Origin of the sequence: Auraticoccus monumenti (assembly GCF_900101785.1) — a bacterium.
Lineage (GTDB): Bacteria > Actinomycetota > Actinomycetes > Propionibacteriales > Propionibacteriaceae > Auraticoccus > Auraticoccus monumenti.
In genome coordinates, this window is record NZ_LT629688.1 from 3228816 (window position 1) to 3245992 (window position 17177).

The following is a 17177-nucleotide window of genomic DNA, read 5'->3' on the forward strand; positions in this document are numbered from 1 at the left end:
TGGGGGCGGGGAAGGGGTGGCTCAGAGGTAGGTCTGGCGGGGGTGCACGGCGTGCGCGCCGGCGACCCGGTCCAGGAACAGCAGCCCCTCGGTGTGGTCGATCTCGTGCTGCAGGCAGGTGGCCTCGAAGCCGTCGGTCTCCAGCTCCACCCACTCCCCGCTGACCGGCAGCTGGCCGCGGACGGTCAGCCGCCGGGCCCGGGCGACGTCGCCGGTGAGGTCCGGCACCGACATGCACCCCTCCCGGCCCCGACCGCGACGGGTGGCGCTGAGCACCTCGGCGTTGCACAGCACGAAGCGCCCGTGGCACGTCCTCGTCCGCGGGTGGTCGGTGACGTCGACGCAGAACACCCGCAGCGCCTCACCGACCTGCTGGGCGGCCAGCCCGACGCAGCCGGGGGAGACCGCCATGGTGGCCAGCAGGTCCGCGGCCAGGGCGACCGTCCGCGGGTCGGCGGGGTCCACCTCGGCGCCGGGGGTGGACAGCACCTCGGCCGGGGCGCGCACCACCTCCCGGACTCTGCCCGCGGGCAGCTCCGGCATCGACCAGCTCACAACTCGTCCGTCTCGACCGGCATCAGCCGGACGTGGACGCCGACCGCGGCCGCGGCCTGCTCGAGCTCGGCCCGGACGGCGTCCAGGTCGACGTCCTCGCCCACGGCCACCTCGGCGGTCAGCACGTAGAGCCCACCGGCCAGGCGGGTGCCGAGGTCGACGATGTTCACCTGGTGGCGGGCCAGCACGGCGGTCAGCGCGGCCACGATGCCTGGACGGTCGGCCCCGTTGACGTGCACCACGTAGGTGCCGCCGCGCAGCGACTCCGACCCGGGGGTCGGCGGACCGGCGACGGGGCGCACGTCCACGGCGAGGCGGCCGTCGGAGGCCAACGGGGAGAGCGCCTCCTGGACGGCCGGCACCCCGGCGCGGCTGCGGACCAGCACCACCATCGCGAACTGGCCGCGCAGCAGGGTCATGGTCGAGTCCTCGAGGTTGCCCTCGACGCCGGCCAGCGCGCCGGTCACCTCGGCGACGATCCCGGGGCGGTCGGCCCCGATCACGGTGACGGCGATGACGTCGGCCTCGGCCGGGGCGGGTCCTGGAGTCGACATGCGCGGCAGCCTAACCCACCCCCGGCCCGGTGCCCGGCCCCGCGCTGGCGCGGGACGGGGGAGGACGCGCGGGTGCGGGACAGAGGAGCACGCGCGGGTGCGGGACAGGGGAGGACCAGGGTCGCGTCAGGTGGGGTCCGGGCCGTCGGTGGGGAAGAATGGACGCCTCAACCCGTTCGTCGTCCAGGAGGACCCGCCTTGCCCGCAGCCGAGACGCCCGCACCCGCGACGCCCCGCGTGCTGGTGGTGATCCCCACCTACAACGAGGCCGACAACATCGAGCTGATCATCGCCCGGCTGCGGGCCGCGGTGCCGACCGCCCACGTGCTGGTCGCCGACGACAACTCCCCCGACGGCACCGGCCGGATCGTGGACGCCCTGGCCGCCGACGACGACCACGTGCACGCGCTGCACCGCCGCGGCAAGGAGGGTCTGGGCGCGGCCTACCTGGCCGGCTTCGGCTGGGGTCTGGACGAGGGCTTCGACGTGCTGGTGGAGATGGACGCCGACGGCAGTCACCAGCCCGAGCAGCTGCCCCGGCTGCTGACCGCCCTGGAGCAGGGTGCGGACATGGTCAAGGGCTCGCGCTGGATCCCCGGCGGGACGGTGGTCAACTGGCCGCTGTCGCGCAAGATCCTCTCCCGCGGCGGCAACGTCTGGACCCAGCTCTGCCTGGGCATCGGGCTGAAGGACGCCACCGGCGGCTACAACGCCTTCCACGCCCGGACGCTGCGCGGGATCGGTCTGGACGACGTCGCCTCGGCGGGCTACTGCTTCCAGGTCGACCTGGCGTGGCGGGCCCTCAAGGCCGGCTTCGACGTGCGCGAGGTGCCGATCACCTTCGTCGAGCGCGAGCGCGGGGACTCCAAGATGAGCCGGGCCATCGTCGTCGAGGCGCTCGTGCGGACCACCCTGTGGGGCGTGGGCCACCGCTCCGGTCAGCTCCGCGAGCTGGCCGAGCGGCGCCGCGACTCCACGGGTCAGCTGGCCGGGAAGCGATGAGCACGCCGCTGCCGGGAGGACCGGCTCCCGCCCGACCGGTACGTCGCGGACGTCCCTGGGGACGGCTGCTGCTGGCGACCGGGGCGGTCGCCCTGCCGCTGCTGGAGATCTGGCTGCTGATCCAGCTCTCTCAGCTGGTCGGCGGCTGGGTCACGCTGCTGGTGGTCCTGCTGGGCATGGTGCTCGGCGTGGTGCTGGCCCGACGCGAGGGGTCGCGGGCCTGGCGGAGCCTGATGGCCGGGGTCCGCGAGGGACGTCCGGTCAGCGACGAGATCGCCTCCGGCGGGCTGGCGCTGCTGGGTGGTGCGGCGCTGATCGTCCCCGGTCTGGTCACCGACGTCGTCGGGCTGCTGCTCCTGCTGCCCCCGACCAGGCGGCTCGCGGTGCGGGCGCTGGAGCGGTGGAGCCGGGCGCGGATGCGGCGGATGGGCGTGGACGTGGACGTGCTGCGGGCCCGGATGGACCGGGCGGGCACCGTCGAGGGCGAGGTGGTCGAACCGAGCCCCGGCCCCGGCCCCCAGCACGACCCGACGGTGATCCGTGGCGAGATCGAGGAGCAGGGCCCGCGCTCGTAGCGGCCCCCGCACGCAGCGGACCCCGTCACCCAGCAGGGTGACGGGGTCCGTCGTGTCCGGCGGTGAGCCGGTCGGGCTCAGGCGCTGCGTCGGCCCCGGGCCAGGTGGGGCGGGCCCACCTCACCGGCGCGCAGCAGGTCCAGCCGTTCGGCCAGCAGCTCCTCCAGCTCGGAGATGGAGCGGCGCTCCAGGAGCATGTCCCAGTGCGTGCGGGCCGGCTTGGTCTCCTTGACCTCGGCCTCCACGCCGTCGGAGCGCTTGGCCTGGGACCCGCAGCGCGGGCAGTCCCACAGCGTCGGCAGGTCCGCCTCGGCGGCGAAGGTCACCGAGAACTGGTGACCGCGTACGCAGTCGAAACCGATCTCCTGCCGTGCGGCGAACTCGATCCCCGCCTCGTCCTCAAAGCTCTTGGCCCCCAGGCCTGAGCCCCGTAGTGCTCGATCAGCCATGCTGCGCTCCCTCCACGTCGGTCACCACTTGAACGAACCACGTCCCCGCGTTGTTCCCCGGCCTCCTGCGGGGTGGGAGGCCTCCTGCACCCCTGTAGTTCCCAGTTCGCGCCGCTTCTCACACGTCGCGGGGTGCCGGTGCGTGGAGGTGGGCTCGGTCAGCGGACGGCGGTCGGGTCCGGGGCGCTGGTCACCGGGCGCCGCGGGTTGCGGACCCAGAGCATCACCACGCCACCGGCCAGCAGCACCACGACGATGCCGATGATGCCGGTCCGGTCCGAGCCCAGGGCGGCGAAGACGGCGAACAGCGCGGGGGCCAGGAAGGACGCCGCCCGGCCGGTGCTGGTGTAGAGACCGAAGACCTGGCCCTCGTGCCCGGCCGGGGCGAGCCGGGTCAGCAGCGCCCGCGACGACGACTGCGCCGGGCCCACCCAGAGGGTGAGCAGCAGGCCGAAGACCCAGAACATGCTGGGGCCGGAGACGAAGAGCAGGATCGTGCCGGCCACCACCATGGCCCCCACCGAGACCAGGATCACCGCCCGCGGCCCGACCCGGTCCTCCACGAAGCCGCCGGCCAGCGCGCCCAGGGCGGCCAGCACGTTCGCCGCGATGCCGAACACCAGCACGTCGCTGGCCCCGAGCCCGTAGACGGTGACCGCGAGCACGGCACCGAGGGTGAAGATGGCGGCCAGGCCGTCGCGGTAGAGGGCGCTGGCGAGCAGGAAGCGGAAGGTGTTGCGGTCCACCCGCCAGAGCTCGACCAGGTCCCGGGCCAGGGCGCGGTAGCTGCCCACCAGCCCGGTGCTGGGACGGCTCGGGTCCGCTGCGGTCTCGGGGACCAGGAAGAAGATGGGCAGCCCGAAGACCACGAACCAGCCCGCCGACAGCAGGGCGACGGCGCGGATGTTCAGCCCGTCCTCGCTGGTCACCCCGAACCAGCCCACCTCGGGGGCGATGAAGCCGACGTAGCAGATGAGCAGCAGCACGATCCCGCCGAAGTACCCCAGCGACCAGCCGAACCCCGAGACCCGCCCGACGTTCCGTGGCGTCGACACCTGTTGCAGCATCGCGTGGTAGCTGACGTTGGCCAGCTCCATGAAGATGCCGGACACCCCCAGCAGCACCAGCGCCAGCGGGAGGTAGGACGCCTCCGGGCGCACCCAGAACATCGCCACCATGGACGCCCACACCAGCAGCGACAGCACCAGCATGTTCCGCCGGCGCCGCCCGAGCCGGTCCGCCCGCTGACCGATGACCGCGGCGGACAGGGCGACCACCACCGCGGTGACCGCGTTGGTCACCGCGATCCACCGGGCCCCGGTGCCCTCCGGCGCCACCGCGGAGCTGACGTAGGTGGCGAAGACGAAGGAGGTGATCACCGCCTGGAAGGAGGCGGCCCCCCAGTCGTAGCTCCCCCAGGCGAGCAGCCGGCGCAGCGGCACCCGGTCGGCCAGCACGCTCCCGGCCGCCATCGAGGGGAGGGGCGGGTCCTGCACGTCACCCGCACGGGGTTGGTCCATCGTCGACTCCTGCTGGGTCGGGGCCGGGATCACTCCCAGCAGCCCCGGTCGGTGAGCACTCGCTTCAAGGTATCGATGGCGTCGCTCACCAGGCCGTCGACACCCAGGTCGAGCAGGGCGTGCATCTGCGCGGGGTCGTCGACGGTCCACACGTGGACCTGCCGACCGGTGGCGTGGGCACGGCGGAGCAGCCCCGGGGTGACGATGGGCACGCGACGCCCGGCGACCACCCGCTCGACGGGCACCTGCAGGGCGACGGCCGGACCGGCGACGCGGGAGCGGGCGAAGCGGAGGGCCGCCACCTCGTCAGGGGCGGCGGAGGTGGCCACCCGCCCGCCGGAGAGACGGCGGAAGTGCCGGAGCCGCCGGCCGGAGAAGGAGCCGACGCAGACCCGGCCCAGGGCGTCGTGGCGCGCCAGCGTCCGCAGCAGCGGCTCCACCGCCCCCGCGGCCTTGATGTCGATGTTGAACACGGCCTCGGGGAACGTCTCCAGCAGCTCGTCCAGGGTGGGGACGGGCTCGCCGCCGATCCTGGCCTGCGAGACCTCGCTCCAGGGCAGCTCGGCGACCGTCCCGCGAGCGTCGGTCACCCGGTCCAGGACGTCGTCGTGGAAGGCGACCAGGGTGTGGTCGCTGGTGGTGTGGACGTCGGTCTCGAGGTAGCGGTAGCCCAGCCGGACCGCCTCGGCGAAGGCCGCCACGGTGTTCTCCCGGCCGAGGTTGGCCTGCAGCGCGGCCCCGCCGCGGTGGGCGAGGGCGATGGTGCGGCCGGCTGGGAAGGGACTCGTCGGACGCGGCGCCACGTCAGCGCTCGTGACCGGCGGGGGAGAGACCCGGGACCCGGTCCAGCGGGCCCGCCACGACGTCGGGCAGCCAGGTGGGGATGCCGTTCAGCCACAGGCCGCCGTAGAGGGCCGTCCAGCCCACCACCAGCGCGACGGCCCCCACCACCACCTTGCGCCGCCGCGGCCAGCCCCCCACCCAGCGGACGACCTCGCGGAAGCGACGCATCAGCCTGCGGGCCCAGCGGAACTCGCTGGCCCAGACGGCCAGGCCGAGCAGCACCAGCGGGATCCCGCCCGGGCCCGGGAGCGGACCGGTGACGACCCCGGCGAGGATCAGCAGGGTGCCCAGCAGACCGACCACGACGCGCAGGGTGATCCGGGTGTGACGGCGCTCGCGGAGCCGGCGGCGCCAGGCCCAGCGGTCGTGGCGCTGCTCGTCGAGCGCGTCCTCGACCTCGGGATCGAGCACGAAGGCCCGGGCGGCGTCGGCCTCACCGGGTCCGGTGATCGCGCGGGCCACGTCCCGGGGCGGGGGCTGGGGTGCTGGCGGGGGCTCCGGTGAGGAGGGGGACCCGGTCCGGCCAGGGGACGTCTGCTGGTCCACGCCGGCACGACGCGGGTGCTCGACGCCGGGCTGCATGGCCACACTCTAGTCGGCCGCGCGTGACCCTCCGCCGCCCGCGGTGAGGTGCGAGAATGCCGCGGTGACCACCATCCTGTCCGTGCAGTCCTCCGTCGCCTACGGCCACGTCGGCAACAGCGCCGCCACCTTCCCGCTGATGCGGGTGGGGGTGGAGGTGTGGCCGGTGCTGACCGTGCACTTCTCCAACCACACCGGCTACCCGGCCTGGACCGGGCCGCTGCTGACCCCGGCCGACGTCGCCTCCGTGGTGGACGGGATCGAGGCGCTCGGCGTCCTGCCCGGCTGCGACGCGGTGCTCTCGGGCTACCAGGGCGCGGAGGAGATGGGTCACACCGTGCTGGGCGTGGTGGACCGGGTGAAGGCCGCCAACCCCGCCGCGATCTACTGCTGCGACCCGGTGATGGGTGACGTCGACCGCGGCATGTACGTCCGCCCGGGGATCCCCGAGCTGATGCGCGACGTGGTGCTGCCGAGGGCCGACGTGCTGACCCCCAACCACTACGAGCTGGACTTCCTGGCCGGCGACGGCCCCTCCACCCGCTTGGAGGAGGTGCTCCAGCGTGCCGACGCACTGCGGGACCGCGGCCCCGGCACCGTGCTGGTGACCAGCGTGGTGGTGGATGACCAGGAGCCGGGACGGCTGCAGATGGTGGCGGTGGGACCCGACGGCGCCTGGTCGGTGACCACCCCGCTGCTGGACCGCACCTTCACCGGCTCCGGCGACCTCACCACGGCGATGTTCCTGTCCTGCCTGCTGGCCGGTGACGACCTCGCCACGGCGCTGGCCACCACGGCGGCCCGGGTCTACGGGGTGCTGGCGATGACCTCGGCCTCCGGCCAGCGCGAGCTCCAGCTGGTGGCCGCCCAGGACCAGCTGGTGGCCCCCTCCCAGACCTTCGAGAGCGTCCGCCTGCGCTGACGTCCAGTCCCAGTACGGAGCAGAGCTCCGCGCCAGGCTCGCGCGCCGGGAGGCACCCGCGCCTCGGAGGGCCCCGCCCGTCGATGCGCACCTTGCCCCCTCTACGTGCTCATTGCCCCCTCTATAGGCGGGGCGAAGTGCTCGTAAGCGGGGCTACGTGGCCATCCGGAGCACAGCTCGACGCAGGGCCCCGCGACCCGCGGGGCCGGTGGGGCGCGCGAAGCCGGTGGGTCGCGCTGGGTCGCGCGGGGCCGGTGGGTCGCGCGGGGCCGGTGAGTCGCGCGGGGCCGGTGAGTCGCGCGGGGCCGGTGGGGCACGCGACCGGTGGCCCGCCGGTCCGGTAGCCCGCCAGACCCACGGCTCGCTGAGGCCGCTGGCCCGCCCGGGCCGGAGAATTCGCACTTTGCCCCGCTTACGGGCTCATTGCCCCGTCTATAGGCGGGGCAGAGTGATCGCACGTGGGGCTACGTGGCACTTCGGGGCACAGCTGAACGCAGGGACGCTGACCGCGGGTCGGTGGGCGCCCGGGGCCGCTGGCCTACGGGGCCGATGCCCGCCAGCCCGGCCGCCAGCCCGGGGCGCTGCGCACTCTGCCCCGCCTGCAAGCTCATTGCCCCGTGTATAGGCGGGGCAGAGTGCTCGTAGGCGGGGCAAGGTGGGAAGTGGGCGTGCGGAGTGCTCGTAGGCGGGGCAAGCGGGCGTTGGGCGTGCAGGTGGTTGGGGTCAGAGGTCCTTGGCCAGGCGGACGCCGGTGTGCTGGAACCCGCGGCGCTGGTACCACTGGTGCGCGTCGACCCGCTGCAGCCCCGAGAGCACCAGGAGTCTGGTGGCGCCGCGCTGCCTCGCCCAGTCCTCCACGGCCCGGACGAGTGCGGTACCGGCGCCGGATCCTCGTCGACCGGCGCTGGTGACCAACGTGACCAGCTGCGCGACGGGCCTGTCGTCGGTCAGCCGCCAGCTCGTCCGGGCGACGGCCACCCCGACCACCTGCGCCGCGGCGTCGACCGCGGCTCCGTCCTCGGCCCCGGCCCCGGCCCCGGCGCTGGCCCCGACCATCGACCCAGCTCCGGCCCCGGCCCCGGCCCCGGCCATCGACCCAGCACCGGCCCCGGCCCCGGCCATCGACCCAGCACCGGCCCCGGCCCCGGCCCCGACCACCGACCCAGCCACAGCCCCGGCCATCGACCCAGCCCCGGCCATGGACTGGGCCATGGACCCGGGCACGGCCTCGGCCACCAGGGTGGTGAAGGTGTCCGGCATCGAGGCGAGCCGCTGCGTGACCTGCTCGGGGCCGGCCGGGTACCCCAGCTCACCCAGCAGGGCCGCGATGACCGCGGCGTCCCCGGACCGGGCGGTTCGGACCGAGGGCGGCGTCACCTCAGGCGCGCGGGTCGCTGAAGATCTGGACGTCCGCGCCGAGGGCGTTGAGGCGCATCGGGAGGTCCTCGTAGCCCCGGTTGATCATGTAGGTGTTGCGCAGCACCGACTCCCCGCGGGCGGCGAGCATGCCCAGCAGCAGGCAGACCGCCGGACGCAGGGCCGGCGGGCAGACGACCTCCTGGCCGCGCCAGCGGGTCGGACCGCGCACGATCAGGCGGTGCGGGTCGAGCAGCTGGACGTTGGCGCCGAGCTTGTTCAGCTCGAGCAGGTGGATCGCCCGGTTCTCGTAGACCCAGTCGTGGATCATCGTCTCGCCCTCGGCGGTCGCGGCGATCACCGCGAAGAAGGGCAGGTTGTCGATGTTGAGACCGGGGAACGGCATCGGGTGGATCTTGTCGATCGGGGCCTTGAGCGCCGAGGGGTGCACGGTCAGGTCGCAGAGCCGGGTCAGGCCGTTGTCCGACACGTACTCCTCGCCCAGGTCGTACTTCAGCCCCATCTCGGTGAGGATGGCCAGCTCGATCTCCAGGAACTCGATCGGCACCCGGGTCACGGTCAGCTCCGAGGAGGTGACGATGGCGGCGGTCAGCAGGCTCATCGCCTCGATCGGGTCCTCCGAGGGGGAGTACTCGACGTCGGCGTGGATGCTCTCCACGCCGTGGATGGTCAGGGTGGTCGTCCCGATGCCCTCGATCCGGACCCCGAGCGTGGTCAGGAAGGCGCAGACGTCCTGGACCATGTAGTTGGGGCTGGCGTTGCGCAGCACGGTCCGCCCGGGCGTCATCGCCGCGGCCAGCAGGGCGTTCTCGGTGACGGTGTCCCCGCGCTCGGTCAGCACGATGGTGCGGTCGCCCTCGACGGCGTCGACGGTGGCCTGGTAGAAGCCCTCGGTCGCCTCGACGTGCAGCCCGAAACGGCGTAGCACCTGCAGGTGGGGCTCGATGGTGCGGGCGCCGAGGTCGCAGCCGCCGGCGTAGGGGAGCGCGAAGCTGGGGTAGAAGTGCAGCAGCGGGCCGAGGAACATGATCACGCTGCGGGTGCGGCGGGCGGCCTCGAGGTCCATCGCCTCGAGGTCGAGCTGCTCGGGGCGGACCAGGGTGAGGTCGGTGCGGTCCGGGGACCAGGTGGCCTGGACGCCGATGCTGGTGAGCACCTCGAGGATGCGGTTCACCTCCTCGATCCGGGCGATCCCGCGCAGCACCGTGGTGCCGCGGTTGAGCAGCGAGGCGCAGAGCACGGCGACGGCGGCGTTCTTGGAGGAGCGCACGGCGATCGAGCCGGACAGCTGCTGCCCGCCGCGCACCCGGAGGTGGGTGGGGCCCTTGCCGCCGACGCTGATCAGCTCCGAGTCCAGCGCGGTGGCGATCCGGTTGATCATCTCCAGGCTGAGGTTCTGGTTGCCGACCTCGATCCGGTGCACCGCGCTCTGGCTGGTGCCGAGCACACCGGCCAGCTCGCTCTGGGTGAGGCCACGGTGCTTGCGCGCGTCGCGGATCAGGCTGCCGATGCGGTCCAGGGAGGTGTCAGTCACGCCGACCACCGTAACTCACATCTGATATATGGCAAGCATCGCGGCGGACGAGGCGAGTCGGACGAAGCCTCGGGACCGCGGGTCGACGCCGTTCCGGGAGGCCCCTGGGGCGTGGCTAGAGTGGGCTCATGACCGCACACTTTGATGTCGTTGTCCTCGGTGGTGGTCCCGGAGGATACGTCGCCGCCATCCGTGCCGCCCAGCTGGGCCTGAAGACCGCCGTGATCGAGGAGAAGTACTGGGGCGGGGTGTGCCTCAACGTCGGCTGCATCCCCAGCAAGGCCCTGCTGCGCAACGCCGAGCTGGCGCACATCTTCACCGCCGACGCCAAGACCTTCGGCATCTCCGGCGACGTCTCCTTCGACTTCGGGGCCGCCTACACGCGCAGCCGCGGGGTGGCCGACCGGATGGTCAAGGGTGTGCACTTCCTGATGAAGAAGAACAAGATCACCGAGATCGACGGCTGGGGCACCTTCACCGACGCCAACACGGTGTCGGTGAAGAAGAACGACGGCGGCGAGGAGACGGTCACCTTCGACCACGCGATCATCGGGGTGGGCGCGGTCACCAAGATGCTGCCCGGGACGAAGCGCACCGAGCGCGTCGTCACCTACGAGGAGCAGATCCTCACCGACTCCCTGCCCGGCTCGATCGTGATCGCCGGCTCCGGCGCCATCGGCGTGGAGTTCGCCTACGTGATGGCCAACTACGGCGTCGACGTCACCATCGTGGAGTACCTGGACCGGATGGTGCCGCTGGAGGAGCCCGAGGTCTCCGCCGAGCTGCTCAAGGCCTACAAGAAGCTGGGTGTGAAGGTCATGGTCTCCACCAAGGTCGAGGACATCGAGGAGCACGCCGACGGCGTCCGGGTCACCGTCTCCCCGGCCAAGGGCGGCGACTCCCAGGTGCTGGAGACCGACAAGGTGCTCCAGGCGATCGGGTTCGCCCCCCGCACCGAGGGCTACGGGCTGGACAAGACCGGGGTCGAGCTGACCGAGCGAGCGGCCATCGCGATCGACGACTTCATGCGCACCAACGTCCCGCACATCTACGCCATCGGCGACGTGACCGCCAAGCTGCAGCTGGCCCACACCGCCGAGGCGCAGGGCGTGGTCGCCGCGGAGACCATCGCCGGGGCCGAGACCATGGCGCTCAACTACGACATGATCCCGCGGGCCACCTACTGCCAGCCCCAGATCGGGTCGTTCGGCTACACCGAGGCCAAGGCCAAGGAGCTGGGCTACGACGTCAAGGTGGCCAAGTTCCCCTTCAGCGCCAACGGCAAGGCCCACGGCCTCGGTGACGCCACCGGTTTCATCAAGATCGTCGCCGACGCCACCCACGGCGAGATCCTCGGCGCCCACATGATCGGCCCCGACGTCACCGAGCTGCTGCCCGAGCTGACCCTGGCCCAGCTGTGGGACCTGACCGCGCACGAGGTGGCCCGCAACGTCCACGCCCACCCGACGTTGTCCGAGGCTCTCAAGGAGGCCGTCGAGGGGATCGCCGGCCACATGATCAACCTCTGAGGTGCCGCACCTCATGCAGAGCAGCAGGGCCGCCCTCGTCGCGGCCCTGCTGCTGTCCCTGGGCGCGTGCTCGGGGACCACGTCGACCGAGGACGCAGCCGACACCCCGGGGACGCCGACGGCGGCCAGCGTGCCCGCGAGCCCCGCGACCAGCCCCGGCGCGGCTGCACCCAGCCCGACCCCCAGCCCGACGCCGACGCCCACCCCGACGCCGACCCCCGAGCCGGTCGAGCTGCCCGGCGGGGGCACCGAGGTGTTCCCCGACACCCGCCTGGTCGGGTTCGCCGGCTACCCCGGCGCACCGGCCCTGGGCCGGATGGGTGTGGGTGACCTGGACGACCGCGTGGAGGAGATGGTCGAGGTCGGCGAGGACTACACGGCCGGAGGCCGTCGCACCCTGCCGGCGCTGGAGCTGATCACCACCGTCGTGCACTCCAGCCCCCAGCGTGACGGCAGCTACCGCACCCGCATCGACGAGCAGGTCATCGAGGACCACCTGGAGGCCGCCCGCCGCCACGACGCCCTGCTGCTGCTCAACCTGCAGCCCGGCCGGGCCGACATGGTGGAGGAGGTCCAGCACTACGAGAAGTGGCTCTCCGAGCCCGACGTCGGCGTCGCGCTGGACCCGGAGTGGGCGGTCGGTGAGGACGAGGTGCCGGGGCGGGTCTTCGGCTCCACCACCGGGGCGGAGCTGGACGAGATCGCCGGCTGGCTGGACGAGCTGACCGAGCGCGAGGGTCTGCCGGAGAAGGTGATGCTCTACCACCAGCTTCGGGTGGACATCGTCGACGACCCCGAGGACCTGCAGGCGGAGGACCACGAGAACGTGGCCGTCGTGGTGTCCATCGACGGCATCGGCTCACCCGGGGCCAAGCGCGACACCTACGAGGCGATCGCGGAGACGGTCCCCGACGGCGTCCACTTCGGGTTCAAGCTGTTCTACGAGGAGGACGCCGAGGGCCCGTCGAGGTTGATGACGCCCGAGGAGGTCATGGACCTCGAGCCGCGCCCGGAGTACGTCCTCTACGAGTGAGGACAGAGCACGGCCGCGCCGGCGGGGAGGCTGCCGCGGGAGGCGGTGGCCGACCCGGCCGTCACGGCCGCGGGGTGGTCGGGCTGTCGGTCAGGCGGAGTGCGTGGGCCCGACGGCCGAGGCCAGTGCGTTGAGGGAGTCCTCGAGCTGGTCCTGGCTGACCAGGGGGAAGCCGACCTTCTTGAGCAGCTCGCGGTCGGTCACCTTGCTCCAGTCGTAGGTCAGGGTGACGTCGGTGCTGTCGCTGCTGGTGGACTTCAGCTCCCACAGCCACTCCCAGCCGGGGGGCTCGGTACCGGCGGGGGCGGTCTTCCAGCCGACCATGTGGTTCGGGTCGTAGGCCGTCACGTGGTTGTCGGTCTGGTACTCACCGCCCATGTGGTCGCCCTGCATGTTCATGGTGAAGACCTGCCCGACGCCGGTGATCCGGTCGGTGTGGTCGTCGGAGACGACGAAGCCGGAGCCGTCGAGCTCCTTGTGCCGGCGGGGCAGGGTGAGCACCTCGAAGACGTCCTTGGCCGGGGCGTCGATGCTGCGGGTCACGCTGATGGAACCGTCGTGCTGGGTCATGCAGATCCTCTCCTTGGGTGGAGCCCCACGCTATGCGCAGCGCCCGGACCCGGCCTGGGCGGCCCCCTGCTGCTGTCTCGCGGGAGCCTGCCGGGGCACCGGCGGCAGCCCCCTCGGGCGCCACCGCCGCGGGGGACCTGGGTGGGTGCCGACCTCACGACGATCGAGGCCGCGAGTGCCCGCGGGGTGCGGCTCCCGTCAACAGGAACACCCCGGAGTACCGCCCGGACGGCCCTGACCGTAGCTCCTGGGCGATCAGGACAACGTCGCTTCCCAGACCTGGTTCTCACCCCGTCGACGTACAGGTTCGCGACCACGACGACGCTGCTCTGCTCCGAGGCCGGGAACGCGACGACGGCGACGGCCTGCTGAGCACGTCCACACCCAGCCACGAGCCCGTACCGCGTCGTAGCCGGTCCAGGACCACCGGCCGCTACAGTGACCGCGGCCCTGGTGATCCGCGCGCCGCCGCCGACCGGGCCCGCCGACGGAGGGGGAGGGGTCGAGATGGTGTGGAGCACGAGGCAGCTGGCCGACCTGGCGCACACGACGGTGCCCACGGTCCGTCATTACCACAAGGTGGGCCTGCTCGACCTCCCCGAGCGCGGCTCCAACGGCTACAAGCACTACGGGGTCCCCCACCTGGTCCGTCTGCTGCAGGTCCTGCGGCTGAGCGACCTGGGCATGCCGCTGGCCAGGATCGCCGAGCTGGACCTCCCCGGGGCCGACCTGGACGAGGCGATCGAGCTGCTGGACGCCGAGCTGGCGGCGGCGACGGAGCGGATGGTCCGCGTCCGCGAGGAGCTCGCCGCCGTGCGGGACCACGGGTCGCCGGTGGACGTCCCGAACGGTTTCGCCCCCGTGGCGCGTGAGCTCTCCGACGCACAGCGCGCCATGCTGATGATGTTCGCCGCCGTCCTCGACGAGGCCGACCTCGAGCAGCTCCGCCAGGCCATGCTCGTCCCCGACCCCGCCGTGGAGGAGTTCGAGGAGCTGCCCGAGGACGCCGACGACGCCACCGTCGACCTGCTGGTCGGGCGGATGATCGCCTCAGCCCGACGGACGCGGGAGTCCCATCCCGCGCTGCTGGACGCCACGGCCCGGTCCCCGCAGGGCGCGACGTCCGCGCAGCTCGCGATGGCCCGTGCCCTGGTGGAGTTCTACAACCCGACCCAGATCCGCGTCCTGGAGCAGGTGGACGCAGCCTTCCGGGACGAGGCCGAGGAGCCCGCCTCCGGCGAGGACGTCGCCGAGGACGTCGAGGGGTCGGTCGCCGAGGGAGCCACCGAGGTCGCGCCGGCGGTCACCCCCCGCGACACCCCGCCGCTGGTCGTCGGAGCCGCGCTGGCCGACCGGCTGGAGCGGCCCACGACGGTGCTCGCGGCCCGTCGTCGCCGCGGCGCCCTGGCCGGGTGGTGGGAGTTCCCCGGCGGCAAGGTCGAGCCGGGGGAGGCCCCGGTGGACGCCCTGGTCCGCGAGCTGGACGAGGAGCTCGGGCTGCGCGAGGTCACGGTGGGGGACGAGCTGCCGGCCCCCGACGGCGGCTGGCCGCTGCCGAACGGCTCGGCGCTGCGGGTGTGGTGGGTGGTGACCGCGGAGGAGGTCCGTCCCGGACCCGACCACGACGAGGTGCGCTGGCTGCGGCCGGACACCGTGCTGGACGTGGAGTGGCTCCCCGGGGACGTCCCGCTGGCCCAGCGGCTCGCCGACGGGCTGCTGGGCGGCTGACCACGGCCCGCGCCGGGGCCTCACCAGCTGCCGGCGCCCAGCCAGAGCCAGCCACCGTCGTGCAGCGCCACCCAGCCCGCCCGGGCCCGGACCGAGGGCTGGTCACCGGTGGACTGGTGCAGCTGCTCCAGCACCGCGCGCTCCGCGGACGGGACCGGGGCCAGCAGGGCGCTGACCACGTCGGCGTGGGCGGTGGGGTCGGAGACCTGCAGCGCGACGAGCCGGTCGTCGGCGGTGGTCAGGTGCACCTGGTCCCGACCGGACTCGCAGGCGACGTAGCCGTACCGACCGGCGGCGTCCTCCTCCAGCGGTCCGCAGCGGTACCCGAGCTCCTCCGCCACCCCGGTCGCCTCGTCGAGATCCACCCCGAGGTCCTTGCCCGCGTGGGTACGCGTCGGGGTGTCGTGGCTCTTCCCGAGGACGTCGACCCACCCGGCACCGGCGGGTCGGAGCTCGAACGCTCCCCAGGCGGTGCCGACCCGCACGGGGTCCCCGCCCTCCTCGGCCCCGCTGGCCTCCTCCAGGGCCCCCGACAGCGCGGTCAGGTCGGCGTCGGGGAGATCGAGCCCCAGCGCCACCGCGGCGAGGACCCGTGCGGCGACCGAGCCGTCCCCGGCGGAGTGGTCGACGGTGGCGCTCACCCCGGCCACCGCGCCGTCACCGACCTGCCAGTGCACCTCGGCCCAGTCCTCGGGCTCCAGGGCGAAGCAGACGTGCTGCTCGGGCTCGTCGACCTCCACCACGCAGTCGAGCGCGGCGGCGTCGAGGGCGGTCAGGAGCTCCAGGGCCGGGGGAGGGGTCCAGCCGTCCCCGACGGTCGGGGGCGTCGTCGTGCCGGCGTCCCGGTCCGCGGTGGCCAGCCACCAGCCGAGGGCCCCGAGCCCGGCCAGCGTGACGAGCACGGCGAGCACGACGGTGACCACCAGCGCGCGGCGGTCCGGGGGTGGTGGAGGAGGTGGGGGCGTCCCGGGAGGGGCCCAGACCGACGGGTCACCGGGGCGGGTGCTGCCCGGGGACGACTCGGCCCGGGGTGCGGACCAGCCGTTGGCCACGCCGGGGACCTCGTGCGACGGCTGCCCCTGCGGCGGAGGAGCGGGACCGGGGCCCTGGGCGGACATGGCTGGGACCCTACCGCCGTCGCGAGCGGCCGGCGGCGGCCGCTCAGCCCGCGCTGACCCGGCGGCGAAAGCCCTCCAGCAGCACCGGCCAGTCCTGGAAGCGGCCGCGGTCGCGCAGGTTGTCCTCGTTCCAGCCACCGTGCTCGAGGTGGAGCGTGCAGCCGTCCTCGGCGGGGGCGAAGCGGACCATCACCTGGCTCGGGACCCCGCTGTCGTGGGCGAGCAGGAACGAGTGGCAGAGCAGCATGCCCGGTTGCCACAGGGTGATCCGACCCCACTCCTGCTCCGAGCCGTCGGCGTGCTGCTCGACGATGGACCCGCCCAGGCCCGGGGTGACCCGGACGCCGGTGAAGGTCGGGGCGTCGGCGGTGTACATCGGGTCCCACCACGAGCCGAGGTCGACGTAGGCGTCGAACGCCTCGGCCGGGGGGCACGGCAGCGGCAGGGTCACCTCGATCGGACGCGTCACGGTCCCACCCTGCCACCTGGCCGGGCTGCCGTCGGGCGCCCCGCCGGGGCTGAACGGGCTTCCGGGCGGGCAGTGCCGTCCCCGGTCCGTCGGGCTGCCGCGCGGACGGGCGTCCCGGGACGGGACGTGACGGCGGGCGGGGCGCGACCTGCACGTCGCACCTCGCCCGCCGTCGGACCAGAGGGTAGGCCTCAGAGGGTCTGGGCCGCCACGATGAACGGTCCGGCCGCCTTCAGCACGGCGTCCTTGGTGGCCGGGGTCTCCAGGGCGCCCATGTACACGCCGCCCTCGGCCTTCTTCTCCTGCAGCACGCCGATGATGGCCGCGTGACGGGCCTCGACGCCGAAGATGCTCGCCGCCGCGGAGAGCAGCTCCTTCTCCTCGAAGAGGGAGGGGGCCGCACCCAGGTAGGCCTGGACACCCAGGTTCTCGAAGGTGAAGGCGGTCTCCAGGTAGCTGTCGAGGGAGTCGAAGGCTCCGCCGAAGTCGACCTGGGGAGCCGAGACGGCGGTGCCGCCCAGGGTGGCGATGGTGTCCTGGAGGGTCCAGACGTGGGCTTCCTCGTCCTTCTGGATGGCCTCCAGGTAGGTCGCGGTCTTCCCGTCTGCCAGACCGGCCTCGTTGCCCTGGCGGTAGAACTCCGCCTCCAGGTACTCCAGGGTGAGGGCGTAGTTGAGCACGTCCAGCGGGCCCTCGAAGTCACCGGCCTCGGCGAAGGCCCACTTGGCCCCCAGCATGTTCAGAGCGACGGCGCCCGGGATGGCGACGGCTGCGCCCTTGATCAGGTTCCTGCGGTTCATGTCTGTGTCTCCCTAGT

Annotated in this window: 18 protein-coding genes; 6 read left to right on the forward strand and 12 right to left on the reverse strand. The window is 73.3% G+C overall.

Going from position 1 to position 17177, the window contains the following annotated elements:
• Positions 1-21: 21 nt before the first annotated feature.
• Complete coding sequence (locus BLT52_RS14925) at positions 22-510, reverse strand: peptide deformylase (RefSeq protein ID WP_231946338.1); 489 nt, start codon at positions 508-510, stop codon at positions 22-24.
• A 41-nt stretch (positions 511-551) separates the two neighbouring features.
• Positions 552-1109 carry a glycine cleavage system protein R gene (locus tag BLT52_RS14930; protein ID WP_090594669.1) on the reverse strand — a complete coding sequence of 186 codons (558 nt, stop codon included), beginning with the start codon at positions 1107-1109 and terminating at the stop codon, positions 552-554.
• Between the two features lie 198 nt (positions 1110-1307).
• Between BLT52_RS14930 and BLT52_RS14935 the strand changes: the two genes are divergently transcribed.
• Together BLT52_RS14935 and BLT52_RS14940 are read left to right on the forward strand one after the other, a co-directional pair.
• The gene (locus tag BLT52_RS14935; RefSeq protein ID WP_197679063.1) at positions 1308-2111 is read left to right on the forward strand and encodes a polyprenol monophosphomannose synthase; all 804 of its coding nucleotides are present in this window, start codon (positions 1308-1310) and stop codon (positions 2109-2111) included.
• On the forward strand, positions 2108-2686 hold the full coding sequence (locus BLT52_RS14940) for an FxsA family protein (RefSeq protein WP_090594671.1): 579 nt from the start codon (positions 2108-2110) through the stop codon (positions 2684-2686). The genes BLT52_RS14935 and BLT52_RS14940 overlap by 4 nt, the downstream gene beginning before the upstream one ends.
• A 77-nt stretch (positions 2687-2763) precedes the next feature.
• Here the strand turns inward: BLT52_RS14940 and BLT52_RS14945 are convergent, their stop codons facing one another.
• The 4 genes from BLT52_RS14945 to BLT52_RS14960 form a co-directional block, all read right to left on the reverse strand.
• Positions 2764-3135, reverse strand: coding sequence for an RNA polymerase-binding protein RbpA (locus BLT52_RS14945; RefSeq protein WP_090594672.1), 372 nt, complete (start codon positions 3133-3135; stop codon positions 2764-2766).
• A gap of 158 nt (positions 3136-3293) precedes the next feature.
• Positions 3294-4655, reverse strand: a complete 1362-nt coding sequence (locus BLT52_RS14950) for an MFS transporter (RefSeq protein WP_231946339.1) — start codon at positions 4653-4655, stop codon at positions 3294-3296.
• 29 nt (positions 4656-4684) lie between these two features.
• Positions 4685-5458, reverse strand: coding sequence for a glycerophosphodiester phosphodiesterase (locus BLT52_RS14955; protein ID WP_090594673.1), 774 nt, complete (start codon positions 5456-5458; stop codon positions 4685-4687).
• A 1-nt stretch (position 5459) separates the two neighbouring features.
• Positions 5460-6080, reverse strand: coding sequence for a PGPGW domain-containing protein (locus BLT52_RS14960; protein WP_157677156.1), 621 nt, complete (start codon positions 6078-6080; stop codon positions 5460-5462).
• A gap of 64 nt (positions 6081-6144) precedes the next feature.
• On the opposite strand from BLT52_RS14960, the gene pdxY reads away from it, so the two are divergent.
• Positions 6145-7002, forward strand: a complete 858-nt coding sequence (pdxY, locus tag BLT52_RS14965) for a pyridoxal kinase PdxY (RefSeq protein WP_090594675.1) — start codon at positions 6145-6147, stop codon at positions 7000-7002.
• A gap of 723 nt (positions 7003-7725) precedes the next feature.
• On the opposite strand, the gene BLT52_RS21740 is transcribed toward pdxY, so the two are convergent.
• Positions 7726-8379 (reverse strand): GNAT family N-acetyltransferase, encoded by a 654-nt coding sequence (locus BLT52_RS21740; RefSeq protein ID WP_090594677.1) that lies wholly within the window; start codon positions 8377-8379, stop codon positions 7726-7728.
• Position 8380: 1 nt separating this feature from the next.
• The gene (locus BLT52_RS14975) at positions 8381-9913 is read right to left on the reverse strand and encodes a helix-turn-helix domain-containing protein (protein WP_090596854.1); all 1533 of its coding nucleotides are present in this window, start codon (positions 9911-9913) and stop codon (positions 8381-8383) included.
• 128 nt (positions 9914-10041) lie between these two features.
• Between BLT52_RS14975 and lpdA the strand changes: the two genes are divergently transcribed.
• Together lpdA and BLT52_RS14985 are read left to right on the forward strand one after the other, a co-directional pair.
• Positions 10042-11442 carry a dihydrolipoyl dehydrogenase gene (gene lpdA, locus BLT52_RS14980; RefSeq protein ID WP_090594678.1) on the forward strand — a complete coding sequence of 467 codons (1401 nt, stop codon included), beginning with the start codon at positions 10042-10044 and terminating at the stop codon, positions 11440-11442.
• Positions 11443-11455: 13 nt separating this feature from the next.
• The gene (locus tag BLT52_RS14985) at positions 11456-12475 is read left to right on the forward strand and encodes a hypothetical protein (protein WP_090596856.1); all 1020 of its coding nucleotides are present in this window, start codon (positions 11456-11458) and stop codon (positions 12473-12475) included.
• Positions 12476-12565: 90 nt separating this feature from the next.
• On the opposite strand, the gene BLT52_RS14990 is transcribed toward BLT52_RS14985, so the two are convergent.
• Positions 12566-13045: an SRPBCC family protein gene (locus tag BLT52_RS14990; protein ID WP_090594680.1), complete on the reverse strand. Its 480-nt coding sequence runs from the start codon at positions 13043-13045 to the stop codon at positions 12566-12568.
• A gap of 507 nt (positions 13046-13552) precedes the next feature.
• On the opposite strand from BLT52_RS14990, the gene BLT52_RS21265 reads away from it, so the two are divergent.
• Positions 13553-14773, forward strand: coding sequence for an NUDIX domain-containing protein (locus BLT52_RS21265; RefSeq protein WP_157677157.1), 1221 nt, complete (start codon positions 13553-13555; stop codon positions 14771-14773).
• Between the two features lie 20 nt (positions 14774-14793).
• Here the strand turns inward: BLT52_RS21265 and BLT52_RS15000 are convergent, their stop codons facing one another.
• The 3 genes from BLT52_RS15000 to BLT52_RS15010 form a co-directional block, all read right to left on the reverse strand.
• Positions 14794-15891 (reverse strand): hypothetical protein, encoded by a 1098-nt coding sequence (locus BLT52_RS15000; protein ID WP_157677158.1) that lies wholly within the window; start codon positions 15889-15891, stop codon positions 14794-14796.
• 43 nt (positions 15892-15934) lie between these two features.
• A complete protein-coding gene (locus BLT52_RS15005) occupies positions 15935-16360 on the reverse strand; it encodes an SRPBCC family protein (protein WP_090594682.1) in 426 nt (141 codons plus the stop codon).
• A gap of 191 nt (positions 16361-16551) precedes the next feature.
• Positions 16552-17160, reverse strand: coding sequence for a ferritin-like domain-containing protein (locus BLT52_RS15010; protein WP_090594684.1), 609 nt, complete (start codon positions 17158-17160; stop codon positions 16552-16554).
• Between the last annotated feature and the right edge of the window lie 17 nt (positions 17161-17177).

Excerpts from the sequence above, each read along its gene's own strand:
- BLT52_RS14930 (WP_090594669.1), bottom strand. The coding sequence starts at position 1,109 with ATGTCGACTCCAGGACCCGCCCCGGCCGAGGCCGACGTCATCGCCGTC.
- BLT52_RS14940 (WP_090594671.1), top strand. The coding sequence starts at position 2,108 with ATGAGCACGCCGCTGCCGGGAGGACCGGCTCCCGCCCGACCGGTACGT.
- BLT52_RS14950 (WP_231946339.1), bottom strand. The coding sequence starts at position 4,655 with ATGGACCAACCCCGTGCGGGTGACGTGCAGGACCCGCCCCTCCCCTCG.
- BLT52_RS14990 (WP_090594680.1), bottom strand. The coding sequence starts at position 13,045 with ATGACCCAGCACGACGGTTCCATCAGCGTGACCCGCAGCATCGACGCC.
- BLT52_RS14945 (WP_090594672.1), bottom strand. The coding sequence starts at position 3,135 with ATGGCTGATCGAGCACTACGGGGCTCAGGCCTGGGGGCCAAGAGCTTT.
- BLT52_RS15000 (WP_157677158.1), bottom strand. The coding sequence starts at position 15,891 with ATGTCCGCCCAGGGCCCCGGTCCCGCTCCTCCGCCGCAGGGGCAGCCG.
- BLT52_RS15010 (WP_090594684.1), bottom strand. The coding sequence starts at position 17,160 with ATGAACCGCAGGAACCTGATCAAGGGCGCAGCCGTCGCCATCCCGGGC.
- BLT52_RS14960 (WP_157677156.1), bottom strand. The coding sequence starts at position 6,080 with ATGCAGCCCGGCGTCGAGCACCCGCGTCGTGCCGGCGTGGACCAGCAG.
- BLT52_RS14985 (WP_090596856.1), top strand. The coding sequence starts at position 11,456 with ATGCAGAGCAGCAGGGCCGCCCTCGTCGCGGCCCTGCTGCTGTCCCTG.
- BLT52_RS21265 (WP_157677157.1), top strand. The coding sequence starts at position 13,553 with ATGGTGTGGAGCACGAGGCAGCTGGCCGACCTGGCGCACACGACGGTG.
- lpdA (WP_090594678.1), top strand. The coding sequence starts at position 10,042 with ATGACCGCACACTTTGATGTCGTTGTCCTCGGTGGTGGTCCCGGAGGA.